Below are 17,802 nucleotides of genomic sequence, written 5' to 3'. Positions count from 1 at the left end.
CCACTGGCGTGCCAGAGATTAAGGTGTTGTTGCCATTGTTCCGATTTGGTCATGAGCTGTCTCGTTAAATAATTTGAAGACAGCTTAAATGGATTTTGGCGTGGGTTTTAGATGGGGTTGTTTGAGCGCTTACACTCATCTCATCCACGAGACTCGCCCTTCGGGCAGCCTGACGGCTTTGCAGAATTATCCTTCATTTTGTGGACCGGCCGCCAAATACGAGAAAATAAGCGAGGCTCCATTTCTGAAGCTGAACCTGCAATTATGAATCGATTGGGTATTGATGCAGAACACTGGCTCTGTATTACCCAGAATTTCGAATCTGAGTTCAAAGGCGTCGTTGGTGCAGAGAATGAAGTGAAATCAAAAATCAGTTATTTCTGGGATAAACAAAAAGAACGACGACGAACAGCGGGAAGTCAAGCCTGTAAATTAAGGCTTTCGTAACCTCGACAATCTAATTCAACACACCCCATCCTAATTCAGAAGCCTTCTGAGGTTTAGCCTCGCCTCAAAATCGCTAAATTTTAGCGCTTTCTAAAACAATGGAAAGTTAATCCCCTAAAAATAAGACAACATTAACACTGATTAAATCGGCCTAAAATCAGAGCCGATTTTATCTTAGGATGACTGTCCTATTTATTGAAGAGTCTATGAGTGATAAATATAAGAAACTTAAAGTCTACGCCCCTGAATAACCCTTATAAGAATTACCACAATAGCAATCACTAGCAAAACGTGAATAAAACCTCCTAGGTTTATTGATGTGATCAAACCTAGCGCCCAAAGAACGATCAATACGATTGCAATAGTTTCTAACATTTCCAGATTTCCTTTCTTACATGCTATACATTTTGATAGAGCATGAGGCTTTAGATGCCACATATCCCTAAGGCTACGAGTAGAGACTACAATTAGTGGCAGCTTATTTCTGTACGCTAGAGCACATAGTAAGATAAAATAATCGATCTTCTAACTGTTTGCAGGTTCAGTATTAAGTTGGCTAAACCCGAGAGAACAAACGAGGATCAATTGAAAATCCGAAGCAGCCATCATGCAACGGCTTGGAATTGATGCGGAACACTGGCTCTATATTACTCAGAATTTCGAATCTGAATTCAAGGGAGTTGTTGGTGCAGTCAATGAAGTGAAATCAAAAATCAGTTGTTTCTGGGACAAACAAAAAGAACGACGACGAACAGCGGGAATTCAAGCGTGTAAATTAAGGCTTTCTTAACCTCGAAAATCTAATTGAACAGACCCCCATCCTAATTCAGAAGTCTTCTGAGGTTTAGCCTCGTCTGAAAATCGCTAACTTTTAGCATTTCCTAAAATCACCGCAACCTGACACCCTAGAAATCAGAAAAAATCAAAGCTGATTAAATCACCCTAAAATTAGAGCCGACTTCATCTTAGAACGACTGCCTTATTCATTTATCATTTATTGTCTTATTCGTTTATTACTCGTATAAATTCATCAACAAAACTAGAAAGTTCACCATCTTGAAGAAAATCACCCATGACATACTTTATTTTTCTACTATCGACTTCAAACCCATCAAAATCAAACTCGGATTTAAGTGATGTGAATTTTTCAACTAAGTATATAAAGTCAATAATGTGGATAATATAGGAAGCAACATATTTTTTCCGCAAAAGCAGACCGCCAGCTACAATTTCTACGTTCTGATCGAGTTCATTACCTTGAAGATAAACTCCATTCATAACGCAATGAAGGTTATGCAACCCCCTTACTTGTTCTTCAGTAAGAGTCCCCCCATATCTCAGAAATTCGATATATGAAGCATCCACATATCGAAAGTTTATATCTTCAACCTTTCGATATTCTTTAACAACCGATCTATTAAAAGCGCTAATCAAGCTAGGTAATGTCTTTTTAAAATACCCTGATAGAATTTTCAATTCACGATAAATTGCTTCCTCAAGTTGCATCGCTGATTTTTTTCGATTAGATTCTGACAGCCAATGACCGATCCAAACAGCAATCAAAGTCGCTGAAGTACTCAAGAAAACTAATACTATATCTTTATCAATTATCATAAGAAACTCGATTTTTCCTCTATATCAAAAATCAACACTACCAATATCTCTCGATGCCGACAGCACTCTGACCAGTTCAAGCACCTCCGGTTTAATTCGATAAAAGAGGATGTAGTTTTCAACTGGAAAGCTTTTAATATCTTTAGATAGATCAGGCCGGTCAACACCCATTAAAGGCGTTTCTGCAACCAACAATGCCGCGTCATTTAATCGGTCAAGCAAACGATCTGCATTGATGGGCTGGTCTTCAGCAACATAGAGCCAAATATCAATAAGATCGGCCTCAGCCTTAGGCGCTTTGACGAGCTGGAGCATTAGGTCCTGCTTTCTTTTATCGCCCGTGCTTTCGCCTTGATTTCTTCCATATCCAAAGTTGTTCCTTGGCCTTGATCAAGCTCGTCGATGCCTTCTTGGAGGTCACGCCGCAGTGCTGCTAACTTCATTTCTTTTAGTGCATCACGCTCTTCTAGCAAGCGAAGCGCTTCGCGCATAACTTCGCTCACGGAGTTGTACATTCCGGCCGCAACCTTTTGTTTTACATAGTCTTCTAGGTGAGGTGTAAGCGAAACATTCATAATCTGAGCCTGCTTTTAAAGATTAAAACAGGCTTAGATTAGCAATTTTTAACAATCATTAGCAATCTTTGTTATTGGTCGCGCTATCGTATTAACCTTCCGCCCACAAAAAAGCGCACCGAAGTGCGCTTTAATAATCAAAGGTCAGAGCAGGTCTTACTGCCCTTTAATCTCTTTCAAACCATTATACGGAGCCTTAGCACCTAACTGCTCTTCAATGCGTAGCAGGCGGTTGTACTTAGCAACACGGTCTGAGCGGCATAGTGAGCCAGTCTTGATTTGGCCTGCGCATGTACCAACGGCTAGGTCGGCAATGGTGGTGTCTTCAGTTTCGCCAGAACGGTGAGAGATAACAGCAGTGTAGCCTGCTTCTTTCGCCATTTTGATGGCTTCTAACGTTTCGGTTAGTGAGCCAATCTGGTTGAACTTAATAAGGATAGAGTTGGCGATATCTTTTTCGATACCTTCTGCCAAGATCTTAGTGTTGGTTACGAACAGGTCGTCGCCCACTAACTGAACGCGTTTGCCCAGTTTTTCGGTTTGGTATTTCCAGCCAGCCCAATCTGATTCGTCTTGGCCATCTTCGATGGAGACGATTGGGTATTGGTCGCACAATTCAGACAGGTAGTCGGAGAATTCTTCGGCGCTGAATACTTTGCCTTCGCCTTTTAGATCGTACTTACCATCTTTGTAGAATTCAGATGATGCGCAATCCAACGCTAGGGTAATGTTTTTACCCAGTTCGTAACCGGCGTCGGCTACGGCGGTTTTGATCGCAGCGAGTGCGTCGGCGTTGGATGCTAGGTTAGGAGCAAAGCCACCTTCGTCGCCCACGGCGGTATTTAAACCTTGTGCGCTGAGTACTTTTTTCAGGCTGTGGAAGATTTCTGCGCCGGCACGTAATGCTTCAGCGAACGTTGGCGCGCCTACTGGCTGCACCATAAATTCTTGAATATCTACGTTGTTATCAGCGTGCTCACCACCGTTGATGATGTTCATCATAGGCACTGGCATTGAGTATTGGCCAGGCGTGCCGTTGATGTCGGCAATGTGCTCATACAGCTCTACGCCTTTGGCTTTGGCAGCGGCTTTGGCAGCGGCTAAAGACACGGCAAGAATGGCGTTAGCGCCAAGCTTAGCTTTATTTTCGGTGCCGTCGAGTTCGATCATGACTGTATCGAGTGCACGCTGATCTAAGCCGTCCATACCTAACAAAGCGCCTTTGATTGAACCGTTGATGTTACTAACGGCTTTTAATACGCCTTTGCCTAGGTAACGGCTTGTATCGCCGTCACGCAGTTCGAGTGCTTCACGAGTACCGGTCGATGCGCCAGAGGGTGCACAGGCAGTTCCAAGAAATCCGCCTTCGAGGGTAACGTCTGCTTCAACCGTTGGGTTGCCGCGTGAATCCAGCACTTCGCGTGCTTTAATATCGATAATCTTCGCCATGCGTGTCTCCAATAATTAGAGGCTTAAGTCTTATTAATTAAATTTTTTGTGGTCTATTTCTTGTGATCTAACGCGGCTGCAATAAACGCCGAGAATAAACCATGACCATCACGCGGAGTGGAGGTAAATTCCGGGTGGAACTGACAACCCACAAACCATGGGTGATTCGGAACTTCAACAACCTCTACCAGTTCACCATCCATAGAACGACCAGCAATACGTAAACCGGCTTCTTCTAAACTAGGAACGAGTGATGAGTTCACTTCGTAACGGTGACGATGACGTTCGGTAATAATGTCTTTACCGTAAGCTTTTGCGGTAAATGAATCTGGAGTCAAACGACACTCCTGACCACCCAAACGCATCGTACCACCGAGATCAGAATTTTCTGAACGCACTTCTGTTGTGCCTTCGGCCGTTGTCCATTCGGTAATCAAACCAACCACGGGATGGGTGGTGTCTTGGGTAAATTCGGTCGATTGTGCATCTTTCCAGCCGACAACGTTACGGGCGTATTCGATAACAGCCACCTGCATACCTAAACAAATACCTAGGTATGGAATTTTATTTTCACGAGCATGCTGTACAGTGCGAATTTTACCTTCTACACCGCGATTACCAAAGCCACCAGGTACTAGGATGGCGTCAACGCCCGCTAATACTTCAATGCCTTTACGCTCGACGTCTTCGGCATCAATAAAGCGAATTTTTACTTTCGCACGATGTGTGATGCCAGCGTGGTCGATGGCTTCGATCAATGACTTATAGGCATCGAGCAAGTCCATATACTTACCCACCATGGCAATGGTGACTTCTTTTTCTGGGTTGAGCTTGGCATCAGCCACAGCATCCCACTCAGATAAGTCTGCTTCGCGGCAGGTAAGGTCAAATTTTTCGACGATCAAATCATCTAAATGCGCATCGTGTAGCTTGCGCGGAATCATGTAGATGGTTTCGGCGTCTTCTAGCGGGATAACCGCGCGCTCTTCTACGTTGGTGAACAAGGCGATCTTGCGCAACGCTGAGGCTTCAATTTTGTGATCTGAGCGACAAATTAAGATGTCTGGCTGCAGGCCGATAGTACGCATCTCTTTTACTGAGTGCTGAGTCGGCTTGGTTTTGGTTTCGCCAGCGGTGGCGATATAGGGTACTAAGGTCAAGTGAATAGACAAGGCGCGTTTAGAACCTAGCTCTACTTTCATTTGACGCACGGCTTCTAAAAAGGGCTGGGATTCGATATCACCTACGGTGCCACCGATTTCAACCAACGCCACATCTGAACCTTCTGCACCTTCAAACACGCGACGTTTAATTTCGTCGGTGATGTGTGGAATTACCTGAACAGTGCCGCCCAAGTAATCGCCACGACGCTCTTTCGCCAATACGTCGGTGTAAATACGACCGGTAGTAAAGTTGTTGCGACGAGACATAGTGGTACGAATAAAGCGTTCGTAGTGACCAAGGTCTAGATCCGTTTCCGCACCATCGTTGGTAACGAACACTTCACCGTGTTGGAACGGGCTCATAGTGCCCGGATCCACGTTGATGTACGGGTCTAGCTTTAGCATAGTGACCTTTAGGCCACGGGCTTCCAAAATGGCTGCCAGAGATGCAGAAGCGATGCCTTTCCCCAAAGAAGAAACAACACCACCCGTGACAAAGATAAAACGTGTCATAGAAGGTCCGCGAGCAGAGATAAATAAGTATAATCTGGAGAGTTCTGGCCTTGACGGTCGCGTTTCGAGCCGCCGTTAGAACCCTCACTCAAGATGGGAGGGCAGGTTACCAGAATCGGCCTACTGGGTAAATTCATTCGATGCTTTTCTTCGCTTTTTACGTCTGTTAGGCTCATGTCTTTCATATCCTGAACAAACTGGTTTGTAATGTTTACACTTTTGGCGATGCCTACAACCGCAAAATGCTTACTTAGCGCTACCTGTAAATGGTGGCTCGGTGCATCTTGCGTGGCTGTCCAGAAGCGGTAACTCCTACCCTTCAGGCAACGGCTGCGATCACTTGCAGTCGTGCTCTTGTACTCCAACAAACACCTCAGCATTTCTCGCAGCCTCAATAAAACCAACGCTAAATAGCAAAGGACTGAACACTATGGCTGCGCCATCGGAACAAGCTTCAACTAATCACGCCCGCTTTGGGCTGTTGCTGGCACTAAGTGCGGCTTTCTTGTTTTCTACCAAGCCAATCATCATCAAATGGCTGTATGAACAAGGAATGACTGCCCTGCCACTGATGTGGTTGCGCCTTATGCTGGCAATGCCGGTGTATATTGTAGTCGGCTATTTCAGCTGGAAACGCTTAGCCGTTAAGCCAAGCCTGTCTCAAATGACACAGGCCGCCGGTATTGGCTTGCTTGGCTACTACTTGGCCTCGTACCTCGACTTAGTCGGGTTGGAGCATGTCAGTGCACAGCTTGAGCGTTTAATGCTGTATGCCTATCCGACTCTGGTCGTGGTCTTAGGTGCGTTATTTTTTGGTCAGCCGTTTAAGCGCTCATTCATTCCGGCTCTAGTGCTGACTTACGTCGGCCTACTGGTGATGTATGGGCATGATTTAACGAATGCCTCACTCCTTACCGATGGCAGTAGCAACGCCGTTTCTGAGATAACGACCGGCACCTTGTTGATCTTGGCCAGCGCCCTATCGTTTGCGCTGTATATTTTGTTCAGTAAAAAGGCGATTGGTGCTCTTGGCAGCTTACTATTCACCAGCGTGGCGATGGCATCAGCATCGGTTGCGACCTTTATTCATTACGGTGTGATACACGGTATTGTCATGCCGGAAATGAATACTGAACGTTGGATCGGTACGGTGATCATGGCAATATTTGCCACGGTTGTGCCGTCATTTATGGTGAGCGAAGCGATCAAACGCATTGGCCCGGCAAAAACCAGTGTTAGCGGAACCATAGGCCCAGTGATGACCACTATTATGGCGGTGGTGTTTTTAGGCGAACCCTTTGGCTGGATGACGGTAGCAGGCATGGCGCTGGTGATGATTGGCGTATCGCGTTTGCAGAAATAGCAAGGACATGCGTAATGATGGTTAAAACAAAAAGCAGATACATAATACTAATGGCATTGCCATTAGTATTATGCGGCCGTAACGATAGCATTGAAGTGGAGTATCGTCCTTGAATAATTTAATACCATATATACTGCTAACGTTACCTTTTGCTCTTAGCGGATGTACAGACGCAGGAATCGGCAACAATAGAGATGACGCTAATCCATATATGGATGCCTCTATATTCGTTCAGGCCGATATCCCTTTAGGTGCAACCTACGCAAAAGTGGCCGCTGTCGCTTATAATGAGGGAGAGTCCGTTCAACTTATCGGTGGTGATGTATTCTCCGCTCGAACTGAAGCCGAAGAAAAAATCCTTGATAGAAATGAAATTTTTCCAGGTTATGTATACCCCAAAAATTATTACCGAAATACCCTAACCCTTAATAATCCAAGCACTACTTTAAACATTAATGTTGTACACGCCCCTCAAGAAACGCGTAGCGATAGGTGGTACCCTGCTGATGAGGTTATTGTTGATACTGAACCGAGTAAAATTGTTGGGTATAGTGCAAGTTTAAGCTTTCCAGAAGAAGTAGAAATTACCAGTCCGCAAAATAATTTAGTGTATACCAATCGTTCGGACGCGTTTTATCTGCAATGGCTTGGTAATCCAGCCGACAAGCTACGCATTATTAGCTACCAGTCCTGTCGCCCAAACAATAGATCTGATCCTTTCCGTGACTGGATACTTTACTTTGAAATCGACGACAACCAATCACATAATTTCACTATCGGTGACTTCATCCCAGATGAGAACCCCATTATATTTGATAATTCAATGGAGGATTTGCTGACATCATTTGTGCAAATATTTCAAAACAGAGAAATGAACGTCGCAGGTGTATTTGAAGCCAATCAAGCTAGCACTAAGAACTTCGATATAGCTTATTGCACGATAGAGCTAAATTTAGTACGGCAAAAAATAGGCTCATTAGAAAATACCATTAACGATGGCTCGATACTCGGAAGCCGAAGTGACCAAGTCTCTATGGAGTATCGACCATGAGTTTATTTCCACGCAGAGCACAGCTCTTAATTATTCTACTTTTAACGTTAACGTTCCCGAGCCACGCTGAAACGAACCAAGATGTAAAGCCATACTCTATAGATCTGATTTCCGGCCTCACATTGATTGACATTACTCCAAAAGACAAAGAACCCCCAGTTACCAATCTATCCGCCACCATTCAAACAAGCTTTAGTTATAATCTCACTCACTGGCTTAGCCTTGATACCGGCTTGACTTTATTTAACGAGGTTACATCTCGAGACTCTGATATCGCCGGTTACTACACAACAACAATAAAAGTTCATACTGCACATCTCGGAGGACAAGTTTACCTACCAATTACAGAGATTTTTGGCAGTTATGTTCGTCTCGGCGGGGTGTATTACCGAGTAAAACTGTCAGTTGAAGAATCATTTAATAACATAAAAGAATCAGGACGAGATTCTGCCACTGACTATGGCCAAGGTTATTACTATGCTATTGGATTCTCGTTAAATCCAGAACAAAAAATAAAGTTACGGTTCGAGTATCAATACCAAAACTTGTTAGATGTTTTCTCCGATAGTAGTCGACCTTTTGATATCAGCTGCCAAAGCATTGTGGTTGGAGCTGGAATTTTATTTTAACAATTATTATCGTCCTAAATTGGGATTTAACCCTGTGATTTCATTATCAACTCGGATATTGTTGGCAATAATGCTCTTTAGTGGCATTAGCATAAGCGGTTACGCTGATGAGCAAGATATCAAGCGCCCGTATTCTATTAACCCAACCTTTGGCCGTCCTGAAGTAACCATTGGTAGTGAAAATACAGCGCCAGACTTTGATTTATCGCGCAATGGCCAGATTAACTTAGGCTATGACTTCAAACCTTGGTGGGGAATCGAAACGGGCATCAGTATTGTTGCCGACAACGAATCAGAAATCGCACACGATTTAGCGGGTAGTTATCAAACGACCCTATCGAGTAAAAGTGCGCTACTCGGCGCGCATGGCTACTTTCCGATAGCCGATAAATTTCGCGGCTACTTGCGCCTTGGAGGATTGGCATATAAGGCCAATCTTGATCTTGAAGAAACCTTTGACGATGTTAAAGAAGCCGGCAAAGACTCCGCCACAGACAATGGCTTTGGTTACTACTACAGCCTTGGCTTTGATTGGCAGCCAACCAAAGTCACCGTTGTGCGAATAGAATATCAAAGGCAAGAGCTATTGGATGTTTTTCCCGATAGCATTCGCAGCTTCGACATTACTTACTCAGGGTTAGCCTTGGGTATTGGCATTTACTTTTAATCATTTACGAATATCTACTGCAGAGATACCTCATGGCCGCTGGCAGCTTACTCGCGTTACTGGATGACATTGCAACCGTTCTCGACGATGTTGCTCTTATGTCAAAAATGGCGGCCAAAAAAACTACTGGTGTACTCGGTGATGATCTTGCGCTAAACGCTCAGCAGGTCTCGGGAATTCGGGCGGAACGAGAACTACCGGTTGTTTGGGCGGTGACTAAGGGCTCGTTAAAAAATAAGCTGATATTAGTACCTGCGGCATTAGTTATCAGTGCCTTTGCCCCGTGGGCAATTCTTTGGCTACTGATGTTAGGTGGTGCTTATTTATGTTTTGAAGGCGTAGAAAAGCTGGTTCATTCATGGCTGCACAAACCTTCAAATGAAGAAAAGACAGCACTGCATAATGCACTCGCCGATGGCGATGTTGATATGGTTGAGTTCGAGAAAGATAAAATCAGCGGAGCAATTCGTACCGACTTTATTCTATCGGCCGAAATTATTGTTATCACTTTAGGCTCTATCAGTGCCGCGCCATTTATTACCCAAGTACTGGTCGTATCACTGTTGGCGATTGCGTTTACCTTCGGCGTGTACGGCATTGTGGCTGGTATTGTTAAGATGGACGACGTTGGTTTGTATTTAAGTGAGAAAGCCAAACCAACGCTACTCGGAAAAATGCAAAAAATATTAGGCGACTCATTGCTAACGTTAGCGCCGAAATTAATGAAGTTGCTATCGGTGGTGGGCACCGCCGCCATGTTTATGGTGGGTGGCGGCATTATAGTGCATGGTATTCCTGCGCTCAGTGAACTCAGCCATCAAGTTACTCATGCGGCGGAAGGTATGATCGGCGGTCATGTGTTGGCCATTATAGTAGGCTTAACCATTGACGTTATTGCCGGTCTTATTGCTGGCGCCGCATTGGTGGCGGTGTTTAGCCTTTATCACAAATTTGTTCCTGAAAAAACTAACGCCGAATAAAACGAGGCCAACAATATTACCGAAATCCTGAAGACTGCGGAAAATACCCAATACGATAGACATCAAAGTGAACGGCTAACATCTCGGCGACGCGCTTAGCCGTTAACGATTCGAACACGTCATAACTGTAATTTTCAGAATTTTTCGGATATTCCAAGTGTAAGCCATAGCGTTCTATGCCTTCACCATAGGTGTAAAGGTAGGCACATAGATCTTCATCATGCGGATCACGAATGTATATGGCTTCCCAGCTCACCGGAGTATCCATATCGATAACAAACGCTTCACGGCCTAAATATTCTTGTAGAATAATGAGTAAGCTTTTGAGTTTTGGTTCTTTCTGTAAAGACCAGATATTCATATCTGCTTCCTACTAAATTTTCTATCAAGATTTCTGCAATAAATAGCGCTGCGGCAAGCGCTACTTAGTAGCGCACAATTGTTGCCAACTGGCGTAACCACCTTCAACGCTATAAACATCGTTAAAGCCAAAACTACTGAACAACTCAGCCAAGTGCTCGCTGCTGTGGCCTGTGTAGCAGTAGATAACGATACGCCTAGTTCTATCGCCTTTTTTGATCAAGGATTCGACCAGACCATCGTGAGCATGCAAGGCATCCTCGATATGACCTTCTTTATAATCCGCCACTTTACGACAATCTAACAATAGCGAATCTTGCCCTGCCAGTAAGCTGGATATATCCGTTGCGGTTACTAGGCCAAACTTTTTCATACCCAATTCTCCGAGAATTTCCAATACGCAGCGACTCTACGCACTACTCTGCGAGCAACACACTTGTATGCTATACCAGCAAAAATTAGACCTTTAGAGTATTTATATAAATTCTTTTAAAAACAGTTATTTGCCGTAAACAAGTGGAGATCGCCATTGTTGCAAATACGACAAAACGTATTGGAATCGAAAAAACGTATTGTTTGCTTTACGACAAGCTTTCGACGCCGCATAAAATTATAAACAAAATCAGTTAGTTATAAACCGACCAAATAGAAACCCCATGGCACAAGTTCTGCAATATCTAGAAATAGATTATTCATCGAGCAACCCTTGCGTAATCGCAAGCTAAAACTTCATATTAAGGGGATTAATCATGGCAAAAATCGGACTGTTTTTTGGTAGCAATACGGGTAAAACCAGAAAAGTATCAAAAATTATTAAAAAGAAGTACGACGACGAATTAATGGCTGCGCCATTAAACGTCAACCGTGCTACCGCTGAAGAGTTTTCGTCGTATGATTTTTTGCTATTGGGAACACCAACCTTAGGTGACGGTGAATTACCAGGCCTATCATCTGATTGCGATGCAGAGAGCTGGGAAGAATTCCTACCTACCATTGAAGACACAGACTTTACTGGTAAAACCATTGCAATCTTCGGCTTAGGCGACCAAGTCGGTTACCCTGATGAGTTCCTAGATGCGATGGGGGAATTGCATGAGTTCTTTAGCGAACGAGGCGCAACCTTAGTCGGTGCATGGCCAAATGAAGGTTATGAGTTTGAACACTCTGAAGCCATCATTGATGGTAAGTTTGTTGGTTTAGCACTCGATTTAGACAACCAATCCGGTTTAACCGAAGAACGTTTGAATACTTGGCTGAGCCAAATTGCTCCTACCTTTGGGCTGCCAGCCTAATAATGTGAATTCGTTTTGCTTGCACAGCTAATCTCGTTCGCCGGATTAGCTGTGCCTTTTTCATTTTAAGTCTATTCTTTTAAATCTATTCTAAGTTAAGCGACCTAGCTCATCCCTGAGCTGCGGAAGAGGATTCATCGCTGGCGTCAGCCGTAATACTTGATGGATCTACATCCTTAAGCTCATTGCCTACTATGCTCTCGTCGAGTTCTTCACGCACAATCAACTGCTCAACATCACTTTCGTCCTTCTGTACTTCCACCACACAACCCTTTAACTGCGGGCGGGAAGGAAGCTCGAACATAGTGGAGAGTAATAATGATTCCAGCATGGCTCTTAAGCCACGGGCGCCCGTACCACGTTTGACTGCTTCCTCAGCGATATGGGTTAGAGCTTCATCGGTAAATTCTAACCAGACATTCTGGAATGCAAATAGCTGTTTATATTGTTTAATCAGCGCATTCTTAGGCTCTTGCAGAATACGTTTTAAACTAGCAACGTCCAGATCTTGTAAGAAAGTAATTATCGGGAAACGACCGATAAACTCAGGAATAAGACCGAATTGCAATAAATCGTCGGGCTGTAACGCCGATAGCAATTGTTCGTTATCAATCACTTTGTCTATCGTCGCTGGCACATGAAAACCAATACCAGACTTAGGTGGCTGCAAACGGCGACTAATTAAATCGGTTAATCCTGGGAAGGCACCGCCGACAATAAAGAGAATATTCTGAGTATTTAACACGACCTCTTCACCGCCTTCACGACGACCCGACTTAGCAATGCGAACCTCGTTGCCTTCCACCATTTTTAACAGGGCTTGCTGTACGCCTTCGCCAGATACATCACGCACACTGGAACCGCCACCACCGCGTTTAGCAATTTTGTCGATTTCATCAATGTAGACTATGCCCCACTGAGCTAATTGCACGTCGCCTTCGGCAGCTTCCAGCAAACGCTTAAGCAGGCTGTCGACATCTTCACCCACATATCCTGCTTGGGTTAGCGTTGTGGCATCGCCGATAACAAATGGCACGCCGATAATACGCGCCAAGGTTTTTACTAACAGGGTTTTACCCGTGCCTGACGGGCCCGCCAGTAATATATTGGATTTTTCTAATTCAACATCTTGCTGCTCAGGCAACAGCGATAAACGGGCTTCGCCTTTATCTTGGAACTTAAGACGTAAATAATGATTATAAACCGCCACCGACAACGTCTTTTTAGCGCTATTTTGGCCAATAATATAATCGTCGAGAAAATTCTTAATCGATGATGGTGTTTTTAACTCTGGCTCAACCTGTACCCCACGACGCCCCCAACTACTGACGACTTGATAAGCTAATTTGACACAGGGCTCGCAAATATGACCATTTTCTCCTGCAATTAGCGGTAATTGCGGCGTTTTCGGTGCGCCACAAAACGAGCATATAGGGGTTACCGGGGCTTCACTCATGAGGTATCTCCTTCGTCAACTTACTGGCTGATGGCAGCAGCGCGATGTTTAAGCCAAGTTTTTTGCGTACGCTTGTTCTGACGATTTTGCAATTCTTCGCGTAATTCTGGCAGTACCTTAGCTAAAGGTAAGGTATGTGCAGAAATGACTTCCTCGCAATACAACAAATGCCAACCCAGTTCGCTTTGCACCGGCGAGCTGATCTCACCTTCTTTCATCGTATACAAAACAGCATCCAGCTCTGGATATAACACGCCCTTTGGCACTTGACCGAGCACACCACCATTTAAACCCGTCGGGCACTCGGAGTGTTTTAAAGCTTGCTCGGCAAATCGTTTTGGATGTTGCTGTAGCCGCTCACCTATCGCTTGTATACGACGCAAGGATTCCGATTCAGAATTTTCTTTGTAGTCGGAATTTTCAGTAATTAAGATATGACGAGCTTTTCTAACTTCTGGTTTTTCAAATTTTTCAGGATGCAAATAGTAGAAAAGTGTTGCTTCAGTATTGTCGACGGCGACGCCGCGGCTGGCGACGAGATCCATAACCGCTTCCACTCGCAAGGCATCCCGTATTTCTGCTCGCACCATTTCTTCACTCAAACCACTATTCGAAAGCGATTCGTAGAAATGGTCTGTTTCTTCGTAATTATTGCGTATTTGTTGCAGCGCCGCTTCAACCTGACTCTCTGGAACAGTCACTTGATGCGACTCAGGACTGGTCAAAATTAAATGCTCTAACTGCATTTCATTAACGGCAATTCGCTGTACTTGCTTTTGCTCTTCATCATCGAGGTCGTGTAAAGCACGACCAAAATGTCCGGTAGCAATACGCAATAATCGATAGCCTTGAGTGGCTTCTACCGGCTTTTGCTTTGCAATGGCGATCATGAGGCCTCCTGATTACGCGAATCAAGTGCTTCGTCGCTATCAGGTGCAGCCAGAGCAGCTTCTGGCACTTGAAAGGTGCGACCATGAAAACGAGCATGATAGAGAACAATATTGTCGTCACGGATAACGCGGGATATTTCGCCCTCGTCGCCCACTTCGACCACGACCTTCCCTTCACTGGACATAGGTATCAGTGCGACCACGGCTTCGCGAAATTCAAATCGATTATTGATCCAAGGATCAGCGGCAGGAACCAGTTCCTCTTCACGGCAACCCACAGTGCAGCCGTCATCAAGAAAATGCACACGATAAATCAATTGGTCCTGGAGGTAGGTGCCCACATCATAAACGCAACCCACCGAGCCTCGCCGTATCAGTAGCTCACCCACTTCTTTTCCTGGGTATGTACCATCGTTACGAACGTTACGGGTTAGGCGAACTTCATCGCCGTATTCATAGGCTGGTTTCATGAAACTGTCCTCGCATTAAAACAGGCTATCCAAGGGCACAAATCCAGTTTGCGGTTCCTGCATTTTAAATACTTTAAATACTTTTTCAGTGATAGCGTCAGAATCAACAAAGTCTTGATAAGCTTGAGTCAACAAGGCTTTGTATACTGCTGTTAGCGCAACGTCATTGCCTAAATGTTCCTGCAGTGCCGCTTCACTTTGACTTAGGTAATCGTGATAGCGTTGCATAATATGCAAACGATTAACATGCACGACTTTTGCATCAAATGGCACTGCAAAGTATTCTAAGAAATCTTCTGCAGATACCAATTCATCTAATGCATCTTCCAAACTTAGATCGTCTAAATAATCCATAATAACGCGCCTCCGCCTACTAGTTTAAAATTCGACCGCCACCCGAGCATTGGTATTAACCGCAACCACAGCTGGACCTACGGATTGCAATAGCGCACGAGCACCTAGACGATCGTTGCTATCAAATTCAACTACTTTATTCAGCATCTCAATGCCTTCAGGAACATTACCGATACGCAAATTCATAAAGGCTGCCCCCTTAACCGCGAGCAGATAAAAGCGGACTAAGGTGAAAGATTCCATTACGCCATAAGTCAGATGCTTGAATTTCAATTTACGCCAATGGTCAGGAAACCCAATAATTGGCGCAACACCGGACATCACTTGATAAGCAACATCAATGGCTTCAGGTAAGCGATGTTGATAATAAAAAAAGCGATAAAGGGCCACTAGCACCGTCATATTCTCTGGCGCTAAGGCATAAGCTTGCAGCAAGTAACTTTCCGCATCACCTTCGCCATACGACTCGGATGCTTGATTTAATAATTCGTCTACGCCTTCTGGTAGGGGCGCATCGAAGTACATCATCTGACCCTTGAAATCTTGCAAATCCATGGTAATTACCCTCTACCCAAATTGTTACTTTTAATCTCTCCGCCTGGGCAGTCTTCTAGGCATACTTGATTATCTACATCACATGCCTCGTACCGACTAAGCTTATCGCGACTATCGAGTTTGGATTCCAACACTTCCATACGGCTTAAAAGACAACTAATGGCTTTACCGACAGGGTCTGGAATTAAATGATGATCAAGGTCGATTCCATAAGGATTCAAGAAACCAGCCTCGCGTAATTTAACAATTTTTCCGGGAATACCGACCACAGTGCAACTCGCGGGAACATCTTCAACAACGACTGAATTAGCTCCTACACGACTGCCATTGCCTAAGGTAATATTGCCCAATACTTTGGCGCCGGCACCGACTAAAACACCATCTTCTAGGGTTGGATGACGCTTACCTTTATTCCAGCTGGTGCCACCCAAAGTGACGCCGTGATAAAGCGTAACATCGTTGCCAATAATGGCGGTTTCGCCGATCACGACACCGGCGCCATGATCAATAAAAAAACGTGAACCAATAACAGCACCGGGATGAATATCAACATTGCTGAGAAAACGCGCAAAAAATGATAAGAAGCGCGCTGCATAACGCCAATTTCTGCGCCATAGTCGATGACTAACACGGTGTATCATTAAAGCGTGTACGCCGGGATAGGTGGTCAGCACTTCGAACGTTGTGCGCGCCGCAGGATCACGCTCAAAGACACTTGAAACGTCTTCGCGCCACTGACTCCATAATGAGCTATCTAGCTGGCGATGGGATGCAATTGGCATAAGGCCTCCTCCATTCCAACAACATTATTTTTAACGTCTAAAGTGGCATATAAATCCATTAAGTCTGCCACGGTAGGAATTTGTTTGGTGCGGGTTACCCAGATACGAAGTTGTTGCAATAGTAAGGGAACTTGCCAACTTTTCAGCTTAATTCCAATATCGCTATACGCTTGAATGAGTCCGCGGCTACCTGAGTGTTTACCAACCACTAATTCGTGCTGTCGCCCCAACTCGAATGGATCAAGACCTTGATAATTCCGACGGTCTTTTAATAAGCCATCGACATGAATTCCGGCTTCATGAGTGAATACGCCAGCACCGACGATGCTTTTATTCCAACTCACGCTGCGACCGGATGCGTGTGCCACTAAAGCCGATATCGCAGGCATAGCATAGGTATCAACTCCGGTGTCGATGCCGTGCAGATTTTTCAAGGCGAAAACGCATTCTTCTAACGGTGCATTGCCTGCACGCTCACCTAACCCATTGACGGTGGTATTGATATGAGTTGCACCGCCCAACACAGCGGCTAAAGTATTAGCCGTCGCCAAGCCAAAATCATTGTGCGCATGCATCTCAAGTTCTAAATCGCAGACGCTGCGTAATGTGCGAATTTTATCTAATACCGAAAATGGTTCCATCACGCCGACGGTGTCGGCAAAGCGCATTCGCTTAGCACCGGCTTTTTGTGCGGCTTCGGCAACCTGTTGCAAAAAGTTCATATCGGCGCGTGAAGCGTCTTCACAACCCAAGCAAACTTCAAATCCTGCATCGGTTGCTTGCGCGACAAGATGGGCAACTTGCCCCAAAACCCAATCAGTACTACGACGTAATTTATGCGCAATTTGCTGGGCAGATACCGGCACCGATAAGTCCACCATATCAACATTCAACCCTTGGGCCGCTTGCAGATCGTACGGTGTTAAACGGCACCAAGCCAGTAAGCGAGCAGGAAGATGCAAGGCGGCAATTGCTTGCATCACTTCACGCTCTTCGCTGCCCATAGCAGGAATACCGATTTCTAATTCCTGCACGCCCATCGATGCTAAATGACGAGCAATCTCTAGCTTTTCTTCAACGCTAAATGCTACCCCTGCACTTTGTTCGCCATCGCGCAGTGTGGTGTCGTCAATTACAATTTTAGGGCGTTCTGCAGTCATTACTGTATTCCTTATGCGGATACTGGCACGGT

The 17,802-nt window shown here is 44.9% G+C and carries 22 protein-coding genes; 7 read left to right on the top strand and 15 right to left on the bottom strand.

Features of this window, described 5'->3' with window-relative positions; genetic code table 11:
- The first annotated feature begins 111 nt into the window (after positions 1-111).
- On the top strand, positions 112-447 hold the full coding sequence (locus UXZ23_RS00335) for a hypothetical protein (RefSeq protein WP_320818680.1): 336 nt from the start codon (positions 112-114) through the stop codon (positions 445-447).
- Between the two features lie 228 nt (positions 448-675).
- On the opposite strand, the gene UXZ23_RS00330 is transcribed toward UXZ23_RS00335, so the two are convergent.
- The 6 genes from UXZ23_RS00330 to UXZ23_RS00305 all read right to left on the bottom strand — a co-directional run bounded on the left by UXZ23_RS00330 (position 676) and on the right by UXZ23_RS00305 (position 5,761).
- A complete protein-coding gene (locus UXZ23_RS00330) occupies positions 676-822 on the bottom strand; it encodes a lmo0937 family membrane protein (RefSeq protein WP_320818679.1) in 147 nt (48 codons plus the stop codon).
- Positions 823-1,449: 627 nt separating this feature from the next.
- Positions 1,450-2,061, bottom strand: a complete 612-nt coding sequence (locus UXZ23_RS00325; protein WP_320818678.1) for a hypothetical protein — start codon at positions 2,059-2,061, stop codon at positions 1,450-1,452.
- Positions 2,062-2,085: 24 nt separating this feature from the next.
- Positions 2,086-2,376, bottom strand: a complete 291-nt coding sequence (locus tag UXZ23_RS00320; protein ID WP_320818677.1) for a type II toxin-antitoxin system RelE/ParE family toxin — start codon at positions 2,374-2,376, stop codon at positions 2,086-2,088.
- Positions 2,376-2,636: a type II toxin-antitoxin system ParD family antitoxin gene (locus tag UXZ23_RS00315; RefSeq protein ID WP_320818676.1), complete on the bottom strand. Its 261-nt coding sequence runs from the start codon at positions 2,634-2,636 to the stop codon at positions 2,376-2,378. Before UXZ23_RS00315 ends, UXZ23_RS00320 begins: the two co-directional genes overlap by 1 nt.
- Positions 2,637-2,792: 156 nt before the next feature.
- Positions 2,793-4,085 carry a phosphopyruvate hydratase gene (gene eno / locus UXZ23_RS00310; protein ID WP_320818675.1) on the bottom strand — a complete coding sequence of 431 codons (1,293 nt, stop codon included), beginning with the start codon at positions 4,083-4,085 and terminating at the stop codon, positions 2,793-2,795.
- A 53-nt stretch (positions 4,086-4,138) separates the two neighbouring features.
- The gene (locus UXZ23_RS00305; protein WP_320818674.1) at positions 4,139-5,761 is read right to left on the bottom strand and encodes a CTP synthase; all 1,623 of its coding nucleotides are present in this window, start codon (positions 5,759-5,761) and stop codon (positions 4,139-4,141) included.
- A 430-nt stretch (positions 5,762-6,191) separates the two neighbouring features.
- Here UXZ23_RS00305 and UXZ23_RS00300 point away from each other — a divergent pair, with 430 nt between their 5' ends.
- The 5 genes from UXZ23_RS00300 to UXZ23_RS00280 all read left to right on the top strand — a co-directional run bounded on the left by UXZ23_RS00300 (position 6,192) and on the right by UXZ23_RS00280 (position 10,451).
- Complete coding sequence (locus UXZ23_RS00300) at positions 6,192-7,124, top strand: DMT family transporter (protein ID WP_320818673.1); 933 nt, start codon at positions 6,192-6,194, stop codon at positions 7,122-7,124.
- Positions 7,125-7,233: 109 nt separating this feature from the next.
- The gene (locus tag UXZ23_RS00295; RefSeq protein WP_320818672.1) at positions 7,234-8,175 is read left to right on the top strand and encodes a hypothetical protein; all 942 of its coding nucleotides are present in this window, start codon (positions 7,234-7,236) and stop codon (positions 8,173-8,175) included.
- Positions 8,172-8,804, top strand: coding sequence for an outer membrane beta-barrel protein (locus UXZ23_RS00290; RefSeq protein WP_320818671.1), 633 nt, complete (start codon positions 8,172-8,174; stop codon positions 8,802-8,804). The genes UXZ23_RS00295 and UXZ23_RS00290 overlap by 4 nt, the downstream gene beginning before the upstream one ends.
- 34 nt (positions 8,805-8,838) lie before the next feature.
- The gene (locus tag UXZ23_RS00285) at positions 8,839-9,471 is read left to right on the top strand and encodes an outer membrane protein (RefSeq protein WP_320818670.1); all 633 of its coding nucleotides are present in this window, start codon (positions 8,839-8,841) and stop codon (positions 9,469-9,471) included.
- 32 nt (positions 9,472-9,503) lie between these two features.
- Positions 9,504-10,451: a DUF808 domain-containing protein gene (locus UXZ23_RS00280; RefSeq protein WP_320818669.1), complete on the top strand. Its 948-nt coding sequence runs from the start codon at positions 9,504-9,506 to the stop codon at positions 10,449-10,451.
- Positions 10,452-10,467: 16 nt separating this feature from the next.
- Here the strand turns inward: UXZ23_RS00280 and UXZ23_RS00275 are convergent, their stop codons facing one another.
- Together UXZ23_RS00275 and UXZ23_RS00270 are read right to left on the bottom strand one after the other, a co-directional pair.
- On the bottom strand, positions 10,468-10,812 hold the full coding sequence (locus UXZ23_RS00275) for a hypothetical protein (protein WP_320818668.1): 345 nt from the start codon (positions 10,810-10,812) through the stop codon (positions 10,468-10,470).
- A 60-nt stretch (positions 10,813-10,872) separates the two neighbouring features.
- Entirely contained in the window at positions 10,873-11,184 is a 312-nt protein-coding gene (locus UXZ23_RS00270; protein WP_320818667.1) for a rhodanese-like domain-containing protein, read from the bottom strand.
- 376 nt (positions 11,185-11,560) lie between these two features.
- Between UXZ23_RS00270 and UXZ23_RS00265 the strand changes: the two genes are divergently transcribed.
- Positions 11,561-12,103 carry a flavodoxin gene (locus UXZ23_RS00265; protein ID WP_320818666.1) on the top strand — a complete coding sequence of 181 codons (543 nt, stop codon included), beginning with the start codon at positions 11,561-11,563 and terminating at the stop codon, positions 12,101-12,103.
- 109 nt (positions 12,104-12,212) lie between these two features.
- Here the strand turns inward: UXZ23_RS00265 and clpX are convergent, their stop codons facing one another.
- The 7 genes from clpX to nifV are packed head-to-tail and all read right to left on the bottom strand — an operon-like array spanning position 12,213 to position 17,770.
- Positions 12,213-13,559: an ATP-dependent Clp protease ATP-binding subunit ClpX gene (gene clpX / locus UXZ23_RS00260; RefSeq protein WP_320818665.1), complete on the bottom strand. Its 1,347-nt coding sequence runs from the start codon at positions 13,557-13,559 to the stop codon at positions 12,213-12,215.
- 20 nt (positions 13,560-13,579) lie between these two features.
- On the bottom strand, positions 13,580-14,449 hold the full coding sequence (gene nifM, locus UXZ23_RS00255) for a nitrogen fixation protein NifM (protein WP_320818664.1): 870 nt from the start codon (positions 14,447-14,449) through the stop codon (positions 13,580-13,582).
- On the bottom strand, positions 14,446-14,919 hold the full coding sequence (locus tag UXZ23_RS00250) for a nitrogen fixation protein NifZ (protein WP_320818663.1): 474 nt from the start codon (positions 14,917-14,919) through the stop codon (positions 14,446-14,448). The genes nifM and UXZ23_RS00250 overlap by 4 nt, the downstream gene beginning before the upstream one ends.
- 15 nt (positions 14,920-14,934) lie before the next feature.
- Positions 14,935-15,273: a nitrogenase-stabilizing/protective protein NifW gene (nifW, locus tag UXZ23_RS00245; RefSeq protein WP_320818662.1), complete on the bottom strand. Its 339-nt coding sequence runs from the start codon at positions 15,271-15,273 to the stop codon at positions 14,935-14,937.
- Positions 15,274-15,297: 24 nt separating this feature from the next.
- On the bottom strand, positions 15,298-15,828 hold the full coding sequence (locus UXZ23_RS00240) for a hypothetical protein (protein ID WP_320818661.1): 531 nt from the start codon (positions 15,826-15,828) through the stop codon (positions 15,298-15,300).
- A gap of 5 nt (positions 15,829-15,833) precedes the next feature.
- Positions 15,834-16,610, bottom strand: a complete 777-nt coding sequence (gene cysE / locus UXZ23_RS00235; RefSeq protein ID WP_320818660.1) for a serine O-acetyltransferase — start codon at positions 16,608-16,610, stop codon at positions 15,834-15,836.
- On the bottom strand, positions 16,583-17,770 hold the full coding sequence (nifV, locus tag UXZ23_RS00230; protein ID WP_320818659.1) for a homocitrate synthase: 1,188 nt from the start codon (positions 17,768-17,770) through the stop codon (positions 16,583-16,585). Before nifV ends, cysE begins: the two co-directional genes overlap by 28 nt.
- Between the last annotated feature and the right edge of the window lie 32 nt (positions 17,771-17,802).

Source organism: Thalassolituus sp. (assembly GCF_034111725.1).
GTDB lineage: Bacteria > Pseudomonadota > Gammaproteobacteria > Pseudomonadales > Oceanobacteraceae > Thalassolituus.
This window is presented reverse-complemented; position numbering and strand designations above follow the sequence as displayed.